Genomic DNA, 19,151 nt, shown 5'->3' on the forward strand with positions numbered 1-19,151 from the left:
AAAAAGCGGGGCTCCTGGTTAGCCCCGTTTTTTTTACCTACACCCCATAACCTGATTGACTGAGTACGGAGAATCAAATGGCTGCAATTACCGCAAGCATGGTGGCTGAACTGCGCGCAAAGACCGACGCGCCGATGATGGAATGCAAGAAGGCCCTGACCGAAGCCGAAGGCGATCTGGCCAAGGCGGAAGAGCTGCTGCGCGTCAAGCTCGGCACCAAGGCTGGCAAGGCTGCTTCGCGCGTGACCGCCGAAGGCGTGATCGCTGCCTTCGTCGACGGCCAGACCGGCGCGATGATCGAAGTCAACAGCGAAACCGACTTCGTCAGCAAGAACGACAGCTTCATCGCGATGGCCAACGCCGCCGCCAAGCTGATCGCCCAGCACAACCCCGCCGACGTGGAAGCCCTGGGCGCCCTGGCCTACGAGCAGGACAGCTTCGGCCCCACGCTGGAAGACGTTCGCAAGGGCCTGATCGGCAAGATCGGCGAGAACATGTCGTTCCGCCGCTTCAAGCGCTTCAGCGGCTCCGACCTGGCCCTGTACCTGCACGGCACCCGCATCGGCGTGGTCGTCGAGTTCGCCGGTGACGCCGCCGCCGCCAAGGACGTGGCCATGCACGTGGCCGCCATGAAGCCCGTGGCCCTGAGCAGCGACCAGGTGCCTGCAGACCTGATCGACAAAGAGCGTTCCGTGGCTGCTGCCAAGGCTGCCGAAGACAAGGCCAAGGCCGAAGCCGAAGGCAAGCCCGTGCAGTCCGACGAAATCGTTGCCAAGCGCATCGAAGGCGGCGTGCAGAAGTACCTGAAGGAAGTCTCGCTGAACAACCAGGTGTTCGTGAAGGCCGCCGACGGCAAGCAGACCGTGGAGCAGATGCTCAAGGCCGCCAACACGCAGGTCAAGGGCTTCACGCTGTACGTCGTGGGCGAAGGCATCGAGAAGAAGGTGGACGACTTCGCCGCCGAAGTGGCCGCCCAGGTGGCAGCCGCCAAGGGCAACTAAGCCAGGCCCTTTCCGCCATCACCGCCGATTCCACCTCCCATTTATTTCCATTACCAACCGGAGAACCACCATGTCCACTGCACCTGCCCATAAACGGATTCTGCTCAAGCTGTCGGGCGAGGCGTTGATGGGCGATGATGCCTTCGGCATCAATCGCGCGACCATCGTGCGCATGGTGGAGGAGATCGCCGAGGTCACCCGCCTGGGCGTGGAGATCGCGGTGGTGATCGGCGGTGGCAACATCTTCCGGGGTGTGGCGGGCGGATCGGTGGGCATGGACCGTGCCACGGCCGACTACATGGGCATGCTGGCCACGGTGATGAACGCGCTGGCGCTGGCCGACGCGATGAACAAGCAGGGCCTGACCGCGCGCGTGATGTCGGCCATCGGCATCGAGCAGGTGGTCGAGCCCTATGTGCGTCCCAAGGCGCTGCAGTACCTCGAAGAGGGCAAGGTCGTCGTGTTCGCGGCGGGCACGGGCAACCCGTTCTTCACCACCGACACGGCGGCTGCGCTGCGCGGTGCCGAGATCGGTGCGCAGATCGTGCTGAAGGCCACCAAGGTGGACGGCGTGTACACGGCCGATCCGATGAAGGACCCGACCGCCACCCGCTACGGCAAACTGAGCTTCGACGAGGCCATGAGCCGCAACCTCGGCATCATGGACGCGACCGCGTTCGCGCTGTGCCGCGACCAGAAGCTGCCGATCCGTGTGTTCTCCATCGTCAAGAGCGGCGCGCTCAAGCGCGTGGTGATGGGCGAGGACGAAGGCACCTTGGTGTACGCCTGAGACAGACAGGAGTGAAAGAATGACAATCGCCGAAATCAAGCAAACCATCGAAGGCAAGATGGACCAATCGATTGCTGCGTTCAAGAACAATCTGACCAAGATCCGCACCGGGCGCGCCAACCCCGCGCTGCTGGACACCATCCATGTCGATTACTACGGCTCGATGGTGCCGCTGTCGCAGGTGGCCAACGTGTCGCTGCTCGACAGCCGCACGATCAGCGTGCAGCCGTGGGAAAAGAGCATGGGTGCCAAGATCGAGAAGGCCATCCGCGAGAGCGAACTGGGCCTGAACCCGGCCTCGCTGGGCGAGCTGATCCGCGTGCCCATGCCGCCGATGAGCGAAGAGCGCCGCAAGGAAATGACCAAGCTGGTGCGCAACGAAGGCGAGGGTGCCAAGGTGGCCATCCGCAACCTGCGCCGCGACGCCAACGACTCGGTCAAGAAGCTGGTCAAGGACAAGCTGGCCTCCGAGGACGACCAGAAGCGCGCCGAGGCCGACGTGCAGAAGGTGACCGACAAGCACATCGCTCTGATCGACCAGCTCGTGGCCGACAAGGAGCAGGACATCATGGCTGTGTAAGCCTGGTGGCTGGATGACGAGCAAACACGCACCCGACGCGAACCCGCGCCACATCGCCATCGTGATGGACGGCAATGGCCGCTGGGCCAAGCGCCGCTTCCTGCCGCGCCTGGCCGGCCACAAGCAGGGCGTGGAGTCGCTGCGCCGCTGTGCCGAAGCCTGCGCCGAGCGCGGCGTGGCGGTGCTGACGGTGTTCGCGTTCTCGTCCGAGAACTGGAACCGTCCGGCCGACGAGGTCAGCGGCCTGATGGAGCTTCTGGCCGGCGCGCTGGCCAAGGAAGTGCCCAAGCTGGCGCGCGATGGTATCCGCCTGTACTTCGTCGGCAACCGCGGGTCGCTGTCGGCCAAGGTGCAGAAGGGCCTGGCCGAGGCCGAGGCGGCCACGGCGCAGAACCAGCGCATGGTGCTGAACGTGTGCTTCAACTATGGCGGCCGATGGGACATCGCCCAGGCCGCCGCCAGGCTGGCCGCCAGCGGCACGCCCATCACCGAGGCGTCGCTGAACGACGCCATGGCGCTGGCGCACGTGCCCGACCCGGACCTGCTGATCCGCACCGGTGGCGAGATGCGCATCAGCAACTTCCTGCTGTGGCAGGCTGCCTATTCCGAGCTGTACTTCAGCGACAAGTGGTGGCCCGACTTCGACGCGGCCGCGCTCGACGAGGCGCTGCAGGTCTACCGGGGGCGCGAGCGCCGTTTCGGCAAGACCTCCGAGCAGGTGCAACAATCCTGATCTGGCGCAACCCAGACAGCAGTATGAAAAAGTGAGCTGCTGGCGCTTGATGGCTGCCGATTTCAGATGAATTTCAATCTGAAATCCTTATGCAGCAAGCGCAGGCAGCTATATTTTTTTGAGGAGGAGAACAGTATGCTCAAACAGCGTGTCATCACCGCATTGGTTCTCCTGGCCGTGCTGATCCCGGCGCTGCTCGCGCCCGCGGCCTGGCCGTTTGCCCTGCTGATGCTGCTGGCCATGGGGGCCGCAGCCTGGGAATGGGCGCAGCTCAACGGCCTGCAGGGCGCCGCCGGCTGGCTGGTGGCTGCGGTCTGCGTGGCCCTGTGCCTTGCCTCGTGGGCGCTGGGCCTGCCCCAGCAGCGCCTGCCCGGCCTGTGGCTGGCCGGCGGCGGCGCCTGGGTGCTGGCGGCGGCCGCGCTGCTGCACCGCGGCGTGCCGGGCTGGCCCGGCATCGCCCGGCCGGTGCGCCTGGTGGCCGGCGTGCTGGCGCTGTGGCTGGCCTGGCTGGCGGTGACGCAGGCCAGGCTGATCGGCGTCAACTTCCTGCTGTCGATCTTCGCGCTGGTCTGGACGGCCGACATCGCGGCCTATTTCGCGGGCCGGGCCTTCGGCCTCAAGTTCACCAAGGGCAAGCTGGCGCCCGCCATCAGCCCCGGCAAGAGTTGGGAAGGCGTGTGGGGCGGTGCCTGCGGCGTGCTGCTGCTGGCGGCCGTCTGGATCGCGCTCGATGCGCAGCAGGCTGCGGCCGTGCCCAGTTTCTATTCGCGGCTGTTCGCGCATTCGTGGTGGCTGCTGGTCGTGGCCCTGGTCTTCATGACCGCGATGAGCGTGGCTGGCGACCTGGTGGAATCGCTGGTCAAGCGCAGCGCCGGCATGAAGGACAGCAGCCAGCTGCTGCCCGGCCACGGCGGCGTGCTCGACCGCATCGATGCGCTGCTGCCCACGCTGCCGCTGGCGATGATGATCACGCAGCTGCTGCCTGCATAAGGTTTCAAGTCATGACATTGCAAGTCACCGTGCTGGGTTCGACCGGCTCCATCGGCGTCAACACGCTGGACGTGATCGCCCGGCATCCGGACCGCTACCGCGTGTTCGCGCTCTCCGCGAACAGCCGGGTCGACGAGTTGCTCGCGCAGTGCCTGCGCTTTGCGCCGCGCTACGCGGTGATGGCCGATCCGGCCCAGGCGCGGCTGCTGGCCGCGCGCCTGAAGGACGCTGGCTCGGCCACCGCGGTGGTGGACACGCCCGACGCGCTCGAACAGATCGCCGCGCACCCCGAGGTCGATGCGGTGATGGCCGCCATCGTCGGCGCCGCGGGCCTGCGCCCGAGCCTCGCCGCCGCGCGCGCCGGCAAGCGTTTGATGCTGGCCAACAAGGAGGCGCTGGTCGTCGGCGGCCAGCTCTTCATGGATGCGGTGGAGCAGGGCGGTGCCACGCTGCTGCCCATCGACAGCGAGCACTCCGCGATCTTCCAGTGTCTGCCCGAAGACCCGGCCACCTGGCCCGAGCGCGTGGACCACATCGTGCTCACGGCCTCCGGCGGGCCCTTCCGCACGCGCGATCCGGCCACGCTGGCCGCGGTCACGCCGCAGCAGGCCTGCAACCACCCCAATTTCGCCATGGGCCGCAAGATCTCGATCGACTCGGCCACCATGATGAACAAGGCACTCGAGGTGATCGAGGCGCGCTGGCTGTTCGGCCTGCCGCCCGACAAGATCCGCGTGGTCATCCACCCGCAGCAGATCATCCATTCGATGGTGCAGTTCAACGACGCCTCGATGCTGGCGCAGCTGGGTACGCCCGACATGCGCGTGCCCATCGCCTGCGGCCTGGCCTGGCCCGAGCGCATCGCCAGCGGCGCGCCGGCGCTGGACTTCGCGGCGCTGGGTGCGCTCACCTTCGAGGAGGCCGATGCGCACCGTTTTCCGGGGCTGCATCTGTCGTGGCAGGCGCTGCGCGCGCCCGAAGGCACGACCACCGTGCTCAACGCGGCCAACGAGATCGCCGTGGCCGGCTTTCTGGACGGCGCCATTCGCTTCGACCAGATTCACCGCGTCAACGACAGCCTGCTCGGCCAGGTGCAACCAAATGGCGTGGATTCGATCGAAGCCTTGCTGGCGCTGGACGGCGAGGTGCGCGTGCGCGCCCACGCGCTGATCCAGGAACTGCGCGCCTGAGCCCGATACCGCCATTCCCCGGGAGGATGTGATGCTGACCCTGATTGCCTTTGTCGTCGCGCTGGCGATCCTGATCGCCGTGCACGAGTACGGCCACTACCGCGTGGCCGTGGCCTGCGGCGTGAAGGTGCTGCGCTTCTCGATAGGCTTCGGCAAGCCGCTGTGGCAGTGGCAGCGGCCGGGCTCGCCCACCGAGTTCGTGGTCAGCGCCATCCCGCTGGGCGGCTATGTCCGCATGCTGGACGAGCGCGAGGCGCCGGTCGATCCCAGCGAGCGCCACCTCGCCTTCAACAACCAGCCGCTGCGCTCGCGGGCTGCCATCGTGGCCGCCGGCCCGTTGGCTAACCTGCTGCTGGCGGTGGCGCTGTTCGCCAGCGTCAACTGGATCGGCGTGCAGGAGCCCGCGGCGGTGCTGGGCGCGCCGCCCGAGCGCAGCCTGGCCTACGAGGCCGGCCTGCGCGGCGGCGAGCAGGTCATGTCGGTGGCGAGCGATGACGGCGAGGTCACGCCGGTGCGCTCGCTGGAAGACCTGCGCTGGATGCTGACCCAGGCCGCGCTCGACGGGCAGGATGTGTACCTCAACGTCCAGGCCAAGGCCTCGGGCGCGCAAAAGCCCTACCGGCTGCAGCTGTCCAAACTGAAGCCCGACGATGCCGACGCCAAGCTGATGGAGCGCGTCGGCGTGGCGCGGCCCTGGTCGGCCGCCGTGCTGGGCGAGGTCGAGCCCGGCGAGGCCGCGGCGCAGGCCGGCCTGCAAAAAGGTGATGAAGTGTTGCAGCTGGACGGCCAGAACGTGCCCGACGCCTTCCAGCTGCGCGAGCGCATCCGGGCTTCCGGCGCCGCGGGCGCACCGCCCGTGCAGACCTGGCAGATCCGCCGCGACGGGCAGGTGCTGAATGTGGACGTGCAGCCGCGTCCCTTCGTCGATGGCGAGACGGCCGTGGGCCGCGTGGGCGCCTACATCGGCGCGCCGGTGGCCGTGGTGCAGGTGCGTTATGGCCTGTGGGAAGGCCTGGAGAAGGGCGCGGTGCGGACCTGGGAGCTGTCGTCGCTGACGCTGCGCATGCTGGGCAAGATGCTGATCGGCCAGGCCTCGCTGCAGAACATCAGCGGGCCACTGACCATCGCCGAATATGCGGGCAAATCGGCGCAGATAGGTTTTACACAATATCTCGCTTTCCTGGGCCTCATCAGTGTTAGCCTCGGCGTGCTCAACCTGCTGCCGCTGCCGGTGCTCGACGGCGGACACCTCATGTATTATCTGTGGGAGGCAGTCACCGGAAAGCCTCCAACCACCGCGTGGCTGGAGCGTTTGCAAAAGGGTGGCATTGCCGTGCTGGTGCTGATGATGTGTGTTGCATTCTTCAACGATTTGACCCGGCTCCTCGGCTGATATTCATGGAAGTGCTGCATAATCGCAGCGCTTGTTGCTATAAGAGATGAAATACCTCACACCGCCATCAGTTATCCGGAAAGCGACGGCCGCGGCTGCCATGTTGCTGGTTGCCAAGCTCTCATGGGCACTCAACCCGTTCTCGATCCAGGACATCCGCGTCGAAGGCCTGCAGCGTGTCGAACCCGGCACCATCTTCGCCACCATGCCACTGCACGTCGGTGACGAGTACAACGACGAAAAGGGCTCCGCCGCGATCCGCGCGCTGTTCGCCCTCGGCCTGTTCAAGGACGTGCGCCTCGAAGCCAACGGCAACGTGCTGGTGGTCGTCGTCGAAGAGCGCCCCACCGTGGCCAACGTGGACTTCCTCGGCACCAAGGAATTCGACAAGGACACGCTGAAGAAGGCCATGCGCGACGTCGGCCTGACCGAAGGCCGTCCCTACGACAAGGCCCTGACGGACCGCGCCGAGCAGGAGCTCAAGCGCCAGTACATCAACAAGAGCATGTACGCCGCCGACGTGGTCACCACCGTCACGCCCATCGAGCGCAACCGCGTGAACCTCAGCTTCACCGTGAACGAAGGCGATGCGGCGAAGATCAACGAAATCCACATCACCGGCAACCAGGAGTTCTCGGAATCCACGCTGAAGGACCTGTTCGACCAGGACACCGGCGGCTGGATGAGCTGGTACACCAAGAGCAACCGCTATTCCCGTTCCAAGTTCAACGCGGACCTGGAGACGCTGCGCTCCTTCTACCTGTCGCGCGGCTACCTGGAGTTCCGCATCGAGTCGACCGAGGTCTCGATCTCTCCCGACAAGGAGAGCATCTCGATCAACCTCAAGCTGCACGAGGGCCCGAAGTTCGTGGTCTCGGGCGTCAAGCTCGAAGGCAGCTACCTCGACCGCGACGACGAGTTCAAGTCCCTGGTCACGATCAAGCCGGGCGAGCCCTATAACGCGGACCGCGTGACCGAGACCACCAAGGCCTTCACCGACCACTTCGGCCGTTTCGGCTACGCGTTCGCGCGGGTGGAGGCGGTGCCGGAGATCGATCGCGAGAACAACCGCGTCGAACTGGTGCTGAAGGCCGAACCTTCGCGCCGCGCCTACGTGCGCCGCATCAACGTCGCGGGCAACAACCGTACGCGTGATGAGGTGATCCGCCGCGAAGTCCGCCAATACGAGGCGTCCTGGTACGACTCCAGCAAGATCAAGCTGTCGCGCGACCGCGTAGACCGCCTGGGCTTCTTCACTGACGTTGGCGTCGAAACCCAGGAGGTACCCGGCGCACCCGACCAGGTCGACCTTCAGATGAACGTGGTGGAAAAGCCCACCGGTTCGCTGCAGATGGGCGTGGGCTTCTCCAGCGCCGACCGCGTGTCGCTCACCTTCGGCATCAAGCAGGAAAACGTCTTCGGCTCGGGCAACTACCTGGGCATCGACGTGAACACCAGCAAGTTCCACCGCACCCTGGTGCTGAGCACGACTGACCCGTATTTCACGCAGGACGGCATCTCGCGCACCTACGACCTGTACTACCGTACCGACCGCCCTTATGACTCCCAGGGCGGTACCTACCAGGTCGTGACCACCGGTGGCAGCGTGCGCTTCGGCATTCCGTTCAGCGAGGTCGACACGATCTACGTGGGTGGTGGCCTGGAGCACACCAAGATCAAGCTGGGCACCAACATTCCAGCGGGCTATCTGGACTATTCCAACCGGTTCGGCGACACCAGCATGGCGTTCCCGTTCACGCTGGGCTGGTCGCGCGACAGCCGCGACAGCGCGCTGGCGCCCAATTCGGGTCGCTACCAGCGCCTGAACTCGGAGTGGTCGGCTTTCGGCGATGCGCGCTATGTCCGTGCCAACTACCAGCTGCAGCAGTACATTCCGCTGAACAAGCGCTACACCGTGGCACTGAACGGCGAACTGGGCTGGGGCAAGGGCCTGAACGGCCAGCCCTTCCCGGTGTTCAAGAACTACTTCTCGGGTGGCCTGGGCTCGGTGCGTGGCTTCGAGCAAGGCACACTGGGCCCGCGCGACGTGACCGGCGCGACCCTCGGTGGGCCGAAGAAGATCACGCTGAACGGCGAGTTCATCGGTCCCATGCCGGGTACCGGCAACGACCGCACCTTCCGCTGGTTTGCCTTTGTCGACATCGGCAATGTGTACGGCGATGGCCAGAAGGTGCAACTCAGCGACATGCGGGCATCCGCTGGCCTGGGTCTGAGCTGGATTTCGCCTCTGGGCCCGCTGCGGCTGGCCTATGCGCAGCCGGTGCGCAAGTTCGCCGGCGATAAAATCCAGAAACTGCAATTCCAAATCGGAACGTCTTTCTAATGAAATCCCTTCGCTTCCCCTTCTCCCGTCCTGTTTCCCTGCTGGTGCTGTCCTCTGCCATGGCATTCGGCGCTGCCGCCCAGGCGCAGGATTTCAAGGTCGGTTTCGTGAACACCGACCGCATCTTCCGCGAGGCCAACGCGGCCAAGGCGGCGCAGTCCAAGCTGGAATCCGAATTCTCCAAGCGTGAAAAAGAGCTGGTGGACCAAGGGAATTCCCTGAAGAGCGCCAGCGAGAAGTTCGAGCGCGATGCGCCCACGCTGCCGGAAAGCCAGCGCGTGACGCGCCAGCGCCAGCTGGTGGACCAGGACCGTGAATTCCAGCGCAAGCGCCGCGAATTCCAGGAAGACCTGAGCGCCCGCAAGAACGAAGAGCTGGCCCAGGTGCTCGAGCGCGCCAACAAGGTGGTGAAGCAGGTTGCCGAGACCGACAAGTTCGACGTGGTGCTGCAAGAGGCTGTCTACATCAACCCCAAGTACGACATCACCGAGAAGGTCATCAAGGCGCTGAACGCCGCATCTTCCGGCAACGGCAAGTAAGCCGGTTGGGAGCGCTGCCGTGGGCTTGCTGCTGGGGCACATCGTCGATGCGCTGGGTGGCCGCCTGGAGCAGGGCGTGCGCGACACCGCCATCGAGCGCATCGCGTCGCTGGAGGACGCTGGCCCGGATGCCATCAGCTTTCTGAGCAATCCGAAGCTGGTGCACGCCATGCAGGCCTCGAAGGCGGCGTGTGTGGCGGTGGCCGCTTCGGTGGAGCCTGCGGCCCAGGCCCGTAGCGGTGCCTATCTGGTCGTGCCCGATCCCTACCTGTTCTTCGCTGCGCTCACGCAGTTGTGGCGCAGGCACCATGGCATTCGTGCCGTGGCGCTGGGCATCCATCCCACGGCGGTGGTTGAGGCGGGGGCTGACATTGATCCGAGCGCGTCGATCGGGCCGCTGTGCCACGTGGGTGCGGGCGCCAGGATCGGTGCCGGCAGCGTGCTCACGTCGCGGGTGACCGTGGGCGCGGGCTGCGTGCTGGGCGAGCGGGTGCTGGTGCAGCCGGGGGCGGTGATCGGTGGCGATGGCTTCGGCTTTGCCAACGACCATGGCCGCTGGGTCAAGATCGAGCAGTTGGGTGCGGTTCGCATCGGCGACGATGTGGAGATCGGCGCCAATACCTGCATCGATAGGGGCGCGCTGGGCGATACCGTGATCGCGAATGGCGTGAAGATAGACAACCAGGTGCAGATCGGCCACAACGTGCAGATCGGCGAGCATTCGGCGCTGGCGGGGTGCGTGGGCATTGCGGGCAGCGCCAAAATTGGCAGGCACTGCACGGTGGGAGGGGCCGGAATGATCCTGGGGCACCTCGAAATCGCCGACAATGTGCATATATCCGCTGCAACGGTGGTCAGCAGATCCATGCCCCATGCCGGGCATTACACGGGCTTCTTCCCGGTCGACGACAACAGTCGCTGGGAAAAGAATGCGGCGACGCTCAAGCAGTTGCATACCCTGCGGGACCGTGTCAAAGCCCTGGAACAAATTCAGAAGAACGGCGTTGCCGAACCGAAATGATGGACATTCACCAAATTCTCAAGCTCTTGCCGCATCGCTACCCGTTTCTGTTGGTGGACCGGGTCGTGGAGATCGAGCGCGGCAAGCGCATCAAGGCCATCAAGAACGTGTCGGTGAACGAGCCGTTTTTCACCGGCCACTTCCCGGCCCGCCCGGTCATGCCCGGCGTGCTGATGCTGGAAGCGCTGGCCCAGGCGGCCGGCCTGCTGTCGTTCGACATGATGGGCGAGGCCCCCGGCGACGACAAGGTGTTCTACTTCGTCGGCATCGACGGTGCGCGCTTCAAGAAGCCGGTGGAGCCGGGCGACCAGGTCATCCTTGACGTGGAGCTGGACCGCATCAAGGGCGGCATCTACAAGTTCAAGGGTGTGGCCAGCGTGGACGGCAATGTCGCCTGCGAGGCCGAGATCATGTGCACCATGCGCACCGTGGCCTGATCGGCCGGTAACAGCGGTATTTGCGAGGTTCCCTGGTGAGTCTGATCCATCCCACAGCCGTGGTCGAGGCCGGCGCCCGTTTGCACGAGAGCGTCGAGGTCGGGCCGTACGCGGTGGTGGGGGCGCAGGTGGAGATTGCTGCGCGCACCCGCATTGGGGCGCACTGCGTGGTCTCCGGCCACACCACCATCGGCGAGGACAACCAGATCTTCCCGCACGCGGCCATCGGCGGCGCGCCGCAGGACAAGAAATACGCGGGCGAGCCGACCCGCCTCGTCATCGGCCACCGCAACACCATCCGCGAGTTCTGCACGGTCAACGTCGGCACGGTGCAGGATACCGGCGTCACCCGCATCGGTGACGACAACTGGATCATGGCCTACGTGCACATCGCTCACGACTGCACCGTCGGCAACCACACCGTGCTGGCCAACAACGCCACGCTGGCCGGCCATGTACACATCGACGACCACGCGGTGATCGGCGGCCTGACCGGCATGCACCAGTTCACCCGCATCGGCGCCCACGTGATGGCGGGCTTCGGCAGCCACATCAGCCAGGACGTGCCGCCCTTTACCATGGTGGACGGCCATCCGCTGACCGTGCGCGGCCTCAATCTCGAGGGATTGCGCCGCCGCGGCTTTGGCGCCGAGCGGCTGGCGGCCATCAAGCAGATGTACCGCCTGCTGTACCGCCAGGGCCTCACGCTGCAGGCCTCGATAGCAGCGCTGGAGGATCTGGCGGCCACCTGCGACGCCGAGGCCCAGGCCGACGTGCAGCGCATGCTCCAATTCCTCAAGCAATCCAGCCGTGGCATCGTTCGCTGACGCTTCTTCTCCCGAGTCGCAGTCTGCAAGCCTTTCGCTGGCCATGGTGGCCGGCGAGGCTTCGGGCGATCTGCTGTCGAGCCTGCTGCTGGCGGGCGTGCAGTCGCGCTGGCCGCAGGTACAGGCGGTGGGCATCGGTGGCCCGGCGATGGCGGCCAAGGGCTTCGAGGCCTGGTGGCCGAGCGAGCGCCTCGCCGTGCATGGCTACAGCGCCGAACTGGTCAAGCGCCTGTGGGGCATTCTGCGCATCCGCAAACAGCTGGTGCAGCGGCTGCAGCAGCAGCGCCCGCAGCTCTTCGTCGGCGTCGATGCGCCGGACTTCAACCTGGGGGTCGAGGAGCGTCTGCGTGCCTCCGGCATCAAGACCGTGCATTTCGTCTGCCCGTCGATCTGGGCCTGGCGCGCCGAGCGGGTAGAGAAGATCCGCCGCGCGGCCGACCATGTGCTCTGCATCTTCCCCTTCGAGCCCGAGCTGCTGGCGCGGCACGGCATTGCTGCGACCTATGTCGGGCATCCGCTGGCCAGCGTGATTCCGCTCGTACCCGACAAGGCCGCGGCCCGCGCCCGGCTGGGCCTGCCGGCGGACGGCGAGGTGCTGGCGGTGCTGCCGGGCAGCCGGGCGTCCGAGGTCAGCTATATCGCCCGGCCGTTCTTCGAGGCCGTGGCCCTGCTGTGCCGCCAGCGGCCGCAGCTCAAGGTGGTGGTGCCGGCCGTGCCGGCGCAGAAGGCGCGCATCGCGCAGATGGCGCAGGCCTGCGGGGTGCAGGGGCGCATCGTGCTGCTCGACGGCCAGTCGCACACCGCGCTCGAGGCCTGCGACTGCACGCTGATCGCCAGTGGCACGGCCACGCTCGAGGCAGCGCTGTACAAGCGTCCGATGGTGATCGCCTACCACATGCACCCCATCAGCTGGCGGCTGATGCGAGGCAAGCAGTTGCAACCCTGGGTGGGTTTGCCCAACATTCTTTGCGGCGATTTCGTCGTGCCCGAGCTGCTGCAGGATGCCGCCACGCCGCAGGCACTGGCGGCGGCCGTGGCGCAGTGGCTTGATGCCCCGGCGCACGATCCGCAGCGCATCGTGCAGGTGGAGCAGCGCTTCCACCAGCTTCATTTGGAACTGCGCCGGGACACCGCGCAACTGGCAGCCGATGCGCTCGAAAAAGTTCTCGCTTCCTAGCCAGTCCTCGCTGGAGTGGCATCCGCCGGGCCTGCTGGCGGGTGTCGACGAAGCCGGGCGCGGTCCGCTGGCCGGGCCGGTGGTGGCGGCCGCCGTCATCCTCGACGACCGCAATCCCATCGCCGGCCTCAATGATTCCAAGAAGCTGACCGCGCTGCGGCGCGAAAAGCTGTTCGACGAGATCCGTGCCAAGGCTCTGTGCTGCTCGATCGCCTGGGCCACGGTGGCCGAGGTGGACCAGATCAACATCCTGCAGGCCACCCTGCTGGCCATGCAGCGCGCGGTGACGGGGCTGCGCCTCAAGCCCGTGCGCGTGCTGGTCGACGGCAACTGCCTGCCGCGGCTCGATGTGCCGGCCGAGGCCATCGTCAAGGGCGATGCGCTGGTGCCGGCGATTTCGGCGGCCTCCATCCTGGCCAAGGTCTGGCGCGACCGCTGGTGCGTCGACATCGACCGGCTCTATCCCGCCTACGGCTTCGCGGGCCACAAGGGCTACGGCACGGCGGCCCACATGCAGGCGCTGCGCCAGCACGGGCCCTGCCCGGAGCACCGGCGCACGTTTGCGCCGGTGGCCCAGTGCCTCGGCCACGGAGAGTGATCCATGCAGAAACCGGTATTCATCCAGTCGCGCGACAACGCATTCGTCAAGGATCTGCGCCGCCTCGCCGAGGACGGCAGCGCCTACCGCCGCCAGGGGCGGGTGTGGATCGAGGGCGACCACCTGTGCCGCGCGGCACTGGCGCGGGGGCGCCAACCCGCCATCGGCGTCTATGCAGAGTCTTTTTGGCCGCAAGCCGAGGCGCAGTATGCGCAATACGCTCCTAAAAACATAGTGATTGCCGATGCCATCCTGGCGGGCATCAGCAGCCTGCCGTCGGCGGCGCCCATGGGCTTCGTGCTGGACCTGCCGGCCGAGGCCGCGGCGATCCGGCCCGAGGTGGCCACCGTGGTGCTGGACCGCGTGCAGGACGCCGGCAACGTCGGCTCCATCCTGCGCAGCGCCTCGGCCTTTGGCTTCGGCCAGGTGGTGGCGCTCAAGGGCACGGCGGCGCTGTGGAGCGGCAAGGTGCTGCGCTCCGGCATGGGAGCGCATTTCGGGCTGCACCTGGTCGAGTCGGTGGACGAGGCGCAATTGCAGGCCCTGGCCGTGCCGCTGCTGGTCACCAGCTCGCACCGCGGCGACTGGCTGCACCAGGCCCGCCTGCCGTGGCCCTGCGCCTGGGTGATGGGCAACGAAGGGCAGGGCGTGGCGGCCAGCATCGAGGAGGCCGCCCAGGCCCATGTGCGCATCGCGCAGCCGGGCGGCGAGGAGTCGCTGAACGTGGCGGCCGCGGCGGCGATCTGCCTGCACACCAGCGCCTGCCAGCGTTGAGAAATGTATACGCACTGCGTTGGGTAAAACCTGCGCAGAGTGTCTAAATATTCCGTTTCGGCCATGCGGCTATAGCACATCCAAGCTACAATGAGCGGCTTTCACGTAAATCACGTCGCCCGGCCGCATCCAAGCAAACCCTGATAACACAGGACCCATAAAGCACAGCCCCTATGGAATGATGATCCGGGGCTCCGGGCGACCCGACACATTCTCGGAGAACCCAGTGTTTTTGTCGCAACAGGGAGCCTTCCCACCCGCCATCCTGGCGCTCGCAGACGGCACGGTCTTTATCGGCAATTCCATCGGCGCCACGGGCACCACGGTGGGTGAAGTGGTCTTCAACACGGCCATCACCGGCTACCAGGAAATCCTCACCGATCCCAGCTACTGCCAGCAGATCGTCACGCTCACCTATCCGCACATCGGCAACTACGGCATCAACGAAGAGGATGTCGAGGCCGACAAGGTGCATGCTGCGGGCCTGATCATCAAGAACCTGCCGCTGTTGGCCAGCAACTTCCGCTCCACGCTCACGCTGCCCGAGTACCTGCAGCGCGAGAACACCGTGGCGATCGCCAACATCGACACCCGCAAGCTCACCCGGTTGCTGCGCAGCAAGGGCGCGCAGAACGGCGCCATCGTGGGTCTGGCGGCCGGCGAATCGGTGACGCCCGAGGCCATCGAGCGCGCCGTGGCCGCGGCCCAGGCCGCGCCCAGCATGAAGGGCCTGGACCTGGCCAAGGTGGTCTCGGTGCAGGAGCCCTACGAGTGGAGCCAGACCGAGTGGCAACTGTTCCGCGCCGATGGCACGCCCGGCTACGGCAAGCTGCAGAACCATGAATTCCACGTCGTGGCCTACGACTACGGCGTCAAGAAGAACATCCTGCGCATGCTGGCCGAGCGCGGCTGCCGCGTGACGGTGGTGCCGGCGCAGACGCCGATCGCCGAGGTCCTCAAGTACCAGCCCAACGGCATCTTCCTGTCCAACGGCCCTGGCGACCCGGAGCCTTGCGACTACGCCATCGCCGCCGCGCGCGAAGCCATGGACAGCGGCATCCCCACCTTCGGCATCTGCCTGGGCCACCAGATCATGGCCCTGGCTGTGGGCGCCAAGACCTTCAAGATGCAGAACAGCCACCACGGCGCCAACCACCCGGTCAAGGACCTGGACAGCGGCCGCGTATCCATCACCAGCCAGAACCACGGCTTCGCGGTGGAGATCGACTCGCTGCCCGCGAACGTCCGCGCCACGCACATCAGCCTGTTCGACGGCACGCTGCAGGGCATGGAGCGCACCGACAAGCCGGCCTTCTGCTTCCAGGGCCACCCCGAGGCCTCGCCCGGTCCGCACGACGTGAGCTACCTGTTCGACCGCTTCGTGAACCTGATGCGCAAGCACCAGCAGGCATAAATTTGGATTAAATTGGCCTCTGGCGCCCGTCCATCAAGCGCCAGTAGCTATTAAATAGATAGTAGGCAAACCCATGCCCAAGCGTACAGACATCAAGAGCATCCTCATCATCGGCGCCGGCCCGATCATCATCGGCCAGGCCTGCGAGTTCGACTATTCGGGCGTGCAGGCGTGCAAGGCGCTGCGCGAAGAGGGCTACAAGGTCATCCTGATCAACAGCAACCCCGCGACGATCATGACCGACCCGGCCACGGCCGACGTCACCTACATCGAGCCCATCACCTGGCAGACGGTCGAGAAGATCATCGCCAAGGAGCGGCCCGACGCCATCCTGCCGACCATGGGCGGCCAGACCGCGCTGAACTGCGCGCTGGACCTGTGGCACCACGGCGTACTCGACAAGTACAAGGTCGAGCTGATCGGCGCCACGCCCGAGGCCATCGACAAGGCCGAGGACCGCCTGAAGTTCAAGGACGCGATGACCAAGATCGGCCTGGGCTCGGCGCGTTCGGGCATCGCCCACAGCATGGAAGAGGCCTGGGACGTGCAAAAGCGCGTCGGCTTCCCCACCGTGATCCGCCCCAGCTTCACGCTGGGCGGCACTGGCGGCGGCATCGCCTACAACACCGAAGAGTTCGAGACCATCTGCAAGCGCGGCCTCGAGGCCTCGCCGACCAACGAGCTGCTGATCGAGGAATCGCTGCTCGGCTGGAAAGAGTACGAGATGGAAGTGGTGCGCGACAAGGCGGACAACTGCATCATCGTCTGCTCGATCGAGAACCTCGACCCCATGGGCGTGCACACCGGCGACTCGATCACCGTGGCCCCGGCGCAGACGCTGACCGACAAGGAATACCAGATCATGCGCAACGCCTCGCTGGCCGTGCTGCGCGAGATCGGCGTGGACACCGGCGGCTCCAACGTGCAGTTCTCGGTGAACCCGAAGGATGGCCGCATGGTCGTCATCGAGATGAACCCGCGCGTGTCGCGTTCGTCGGCGCTGGCCTCCAAGGCCACGGGCTTCCCCATCGCCAAGATCGCCGCCAAGCTGGCCGTGGGCTACACGCTCGATGAGCTGAAGAACGAGATCACCGGCGGTGCCACGCCGGCGTCGTTCGAGCCGACCATCGACTACGTGGTCACCAAGATCCCGCGCTTCGCGTTCGAGAAATTCCCAGCCGCCGACAACCGCCTGACCACGCAGATGAAGTCCGTGGGCGAGGTGATGGCCATGGGCCGCACCTTCCAGGAAAGCTTCCAGAAGGCGCTGCGCGGCCTGGAAGTGGGCGTGGACGGCATGAACGAGAAGACCCAGGACCGCGAGATCCTCGAAAAGGAACTGGGCGAGCCCGGCCCCGAGCGCATCTGGTACGTGGGCGACGCCTTCGCCGCCGGCTGGACGCTGGACGAGGTGCACGAGCTGACCAAGATCGACAAGTGGTTCCTGGTGCAGATCGAGGAGATCGTCAAGCTCGAACTCGCGCTCGACAAGCACACCGAGGCCCATGGCGAGAAGGCGCTGTCGGTCATCTCCGCCGACGAACTGCGCACGCTCAAGCAAAAGGGCTTCTCGGACCGCCGCCTGGCCAAGCTGCTGGCCACGACCGACAAGGCCGTGCGCGAGGCGCGCCGCGCGCTCAACGTGCGCCCGGTGTTCAAGCGCGTGGACACCTGCGCGGCCGAGTTCGCCACCAACACGGCCTACATGTACTCGACGTACGACGACGAGTGCGAGGCCGAGCCCACCGACAAGAAGAAGATCATGGTGCTCGGCGGCGGCCCGAACCGCATCGGCCAGGGCATCGAGTTCGACTACTGCTGCGTGCACGCCGCGCTCGCCATGCGCGAGGACGGCTACGAGACCATCATGGTCAACTGCAACCCCGAGACCGTGTCCACCGACTACGACACCTCGGACCGCCTGTACTTCGAGCCGCTGACGCTGGAAGACGTGCTGGAGATCGTGGCGGTCGAGAAGCCCGCCGGCGTGATCGTGCAGTACGGCGGCCAGACGCCGCTGAAGCTCGCACTGGCGCTGGAGCGCGAGGGCGTGCCGATCATCGGCACCAGCCCCGACATGATCGACGCGGCCGAAGACCGCGAGCGCTTCCAGAAGCTGCTGCACGAGCTGAGCCTGCGCCAGCCGCCCAACGCCACGGCCCGCACCGAAGAACAGGCGCTGGCCAAGGCCTCCGAGATCGGCTACCCGCTGGTGGTGCGCCCCAGCTACGTGCTGGGCGGCCGCGCGATGGAGATCGTGCACGAGCAGCGCGACCTCGAGCGCTACATGCGCGAGGCGGTCAAGGTGAGCAACGACTCGCCGGTGCTGCTGGACCACTTCCTGTCCAACGCCATCGAATGCGACGTGGACTGCGTGCGCGATGCCTCGGGCGCGGTCTTCATCGGCGGCGTGATGGAGCACATCGAGCAGGCGGGCGTGCACTCGGGCGATTCGGCCTGCTCGCTGCCGCCGTACTACCTGTCCAAGGCCACGGTCGACGAGATCAAGCGCCAGACCGCCGCGATGGCCCAGGCGCTGAACGTGGTCGGCCTGATGAACGTGCAGTTCGCCATCCAGGAGCGCGACGGCAAGGACATCATCTACGTGCTGGAAGTGAACCCGCGCGCCTCGCGCACCGTGCCCTTCGTCAGCAAGGCCACCGGCATCCAACTGGCCAAGGTGGCGGCGCGCTGCATGGCCGGCCAGACCCTGGCCGAGCAGGGCGTGACCAAGGAAGTCACGCCGCCGTACTTCAGCGTCAAGGAAGCCGTGTTCCCGTTCGTGAAGTTCCCCGGCGTGGACACCATCCTCGGCCCCGAGATGAAGTCCACCGGCGAGGTGATGGGCGTGGGCAAGACCTTCGGCGAAGCCTTCGTCAAGAGCCAGCTCGGCGCCGGCACCAAGCTGCCCCAGGGCGGCAAGGTGTTCCTGACCGTGAAGAACAGCGACAAGCCGCGCGCCGTGGCCATCGCCAAGGAGCTGGCCGCGATGGGCTTCACGCTGTGCGCCACGCGTGGCACGGCAGCGGCCATCGCCGAGGCCGGCATCACCGTGCAGACGGTGAACAAGGTCACCGAAGGCCGCCCGCACGTGGTGGACATGATCAAGAACGGCGACATCGCCATGGTCATCAACACCGTGGAAGAGCGCCGCAACGCGATCGCCGATTCGCGCGCCATCCGCACCAGCGCGCTGCTGGCCCGCGTGACCACCTTCACCACCATCTTCGGTGCCGAGGCGGCCGTGGAAGGCCTGCGCTCCATGGACCAGCAGGACGTGTACTCGGTGCAGGAACTGCACGCCAGCCTCGTGGCCTGAGGAGCTTGGGAGTGCCGGATTAAT

17 protein-coding genes are annotated in these 19,151 nt (G+C 66.2%); all 17 read left to right on the forward strand.

Annotated features, from left to right (window positions below; genetic code table 11):
• Positions 1-77: 77 nt before the first annotated feature.
• The 17 genes from tsf (at position 78) to carB (ending at position 19,127) form a co-directional block, all read left to right on the forward strand.
• The gene (gene tsf / locus ACYVKR_RS11915; RefSeq protein ID WP_460481122.1) at positions 78-1,001 is read left to right on the forward strand and encodes a translation elongation factor Ts; all 924 of its coding nucleotides are present in this window, start codon (positions 78-80) and stop codon (positions 999-1,001) included.
• Between the two features lie 70 nt (positions 1,002-1,071).
• Complete coding sequence (gene pyrH, locus ACYVKR_RS11920) at positions 1,072-1,791, forward strand: uridine monophosphate kinase (RefSeq protein WP_460481123.1); 720 nt, start codon at positions 1,072-1,074, stop codon at positions 1,789-1,791.
• Positions 1,792-1,810: 19 nt separating this feature from the next.
• Entirely contained in the window at positions 1,811-2,371 is a 561-nt protein-coding gene (frr, locus tag ACYVKR_RS11925) for a ribosome-recycling factor (protein ID WP_460481124.1), read from the forward strand.
• A 13-nt stretch (positions 2,372-2,384) separates the two neighbouring features.
• Positions 2,385-3,104: an undecaprenyl diphosphate synthase family protein gene (gene uppS / locus ACYVKR_RS11930; RefSeq protein WP_460481125.1), complete on the forward strand. Its 720-nt coding sequence runs from the start codon at positions 2,385-2,387 to the stop codon at positions 3,102-3,104.
• 135 nt (positions 3,105-3,239) lie between these two features.
• Positions 3,240-4,094 carry a phosphatidate cytidylyltransferase gene (locus ACYVKR_RS11935; protein WP_460481126.1) on the forward strand — a complete coding sequence of 285 codons (855 nt, stop codon included), beginning with the start codon at positions 3,240-3,242 and terminating at the stop codon, positions 4,092-4,094.
• A gap of 11 nt (positions 4,095-4,105) precedes the next feature.
• The gene (gene ispC / locus ACYVKR_RS11940; RefSeq protein ID WP_460481127.1) at positions 4,106-5,284 is read left to right on the forward strand and encodes a 1-deoxy-D-xylulose-5-phosphate reductoisomerase; all 1,179 of its coding nucleotides are present in this window, start codon (positions 4,106-4,108) and stop codon (positions 5,282-5,284) included.
• 28 nt (positions 5,285-5,312) lie between these two features.
• Entirely contained in the window at positions 5,313-6,677 is a 1,365-nt protein-coding gene (gene rseP, locus ACYVKR_RS11945) for an RIP metalloprotease RseP (protein ID WP_460481128.1), read from the forward strand.
• 46 nt (positions 6,678-6,723) lie between these two features.
• The gene (gene bamA / locus ACYVKR_RS11950; RefSeq protein WP_460481129.1) at positions 6,724-9,021 is read left to right on the forward strand and encodes an outer membrane protein assembly factor BamA; all 2,298 of its coding nucleotides are present in this window, start codon (positions 6,724-6,726) and stop codon (positions 9,019-9,021) included.
• The gene (locus ACYVKR_RS11955) at positions 9,021-9,560 is read left to right on the forward strand and encodes an OmpH/Skp family outer membrane protein (RefSeq protein ID WP_460481130.1); all 540 of its coding nucleotides are present in this window, start codon (positions 9,021-9,023) and stop codon (positions 9,558-9,560) included. Before bamA ends, ACYVKR_RS11955 begins: the two co-directional genes overlap by 1 nt.
• Positions 9,561-9,579: 19 nt before the next feature.
• Positions 9,580-10,581: a UDP-3-O-(3-hydroxymyristoyl)glucosamine N-acyltransferase gene (gene lpxD, locus ACYVKR_RS11960; RefSeq protein ID WP_460481131.1), complete on the forward strand. Its 1,002-nt coding sequence runs from the start codon at positions 9,580-9,582 to the stop codon at positions 10,579-10,581.
• Positions 10,578-11,018: a 3-hydroxyacyl-ACP dehydratase FabZ gene (gene fabZ, locus ACYVKR_RS11965; protein WP_460481132.1), complete on the forward strand. Its 441-nt coding sequence runs from the start codon at positions 10,578-10,580 to the stop codon at positions 11,016-11,018. The genes lpxD and fabZ overlap by 4 nt, the downstream gene beginning before the upstream one ends.
• A 35-nt stretch (positions 11,019-11,053) precedes the next feature.
• Positions 11,054-11,845: an acyl-ACP--UDP-N-acetylglucosamine O-acyltransferase gene (gene lpxA, locus ACYVKR_RS11970; protein ID WP_460481133.1), complete on the forward strand. Its 792-nt coding sequence runs from the start codon at positions 11,054-11,056 to the stop codon at positions 11,843-11,845.
• Entirely contained in the window at positions 11,829-13,022 is a 1,194-nt protein-coding gene (gene lpxB, locus ACYVKR_RS11975; RefSeq protein WP_460481134.1) for a lipid-A-disaccharide synthase, read from the forward strand. Before lpxA ends, lpxB begins: the two co-directional genes overlap by 17 nt.
• Positions 12,994-13,620 (forward strand): ribonuclease HII, encoded by a 627-nt coding sequence (gene rnhB, locus ACYVKR_RS11980; protein WP_460481135.1) that lies wholly within the window; start codon positions 12,994-12,996, stop codon positions 13,618-13,620. Before lpxB ends, rnhB begins: the two co-directional genes overlap by 29 nt.
• A 3-nt stretch (positions 13,621-13,623) precedes the next feature.
• Positions 13,624-14,394, forward strand: coding sequence for a TrmH family RNA methyltransferase (locus ACYVKR_RS11985; RefSeq protein WP_460481136.1), 771 nt, complete (start codon positions 13,624-13,626; stop codon positions 14,392-14,394).
• Positions 14,395-14,620: 226 nt separating this feature from the next.
• Positions 14,621-15,808 carry a glutamine-hydrolyzing carbamoyl-phosphate synthase small subunit gene (carA, locus tag ACYVKR_RS11990; RefSeq protein ID WP_460481137.1) on the forward strand — a complete coding sequence of 396 codons (1,188 nt, stop codon included), beginning with the start codon at positions 14,621-14,623 and terminating at the stop codon, positions 15,806-15,808.
• Positions 15,809-15,881: 73 nt separating this feature from the next.
• Positions 15,882-19,127 carry a carbamoyl phosphate synthase large subunit gene (carB, locus tag ACYVKR_RS11995; protein WP_460481138.1) on the forward strand — a complete coding sequence of 1,082 codons (3,246 nt, stop codon included), beginning with the start codon at positions 15,882-15,884 and terminating at the stop codon, positions 19,125-19,127.
• The last annotated feature ends 24 nt before the right edge of the window (positions 19,128-19,151 follow it).

The organism is Comamonas humi, from assembly GCF_054782535.1.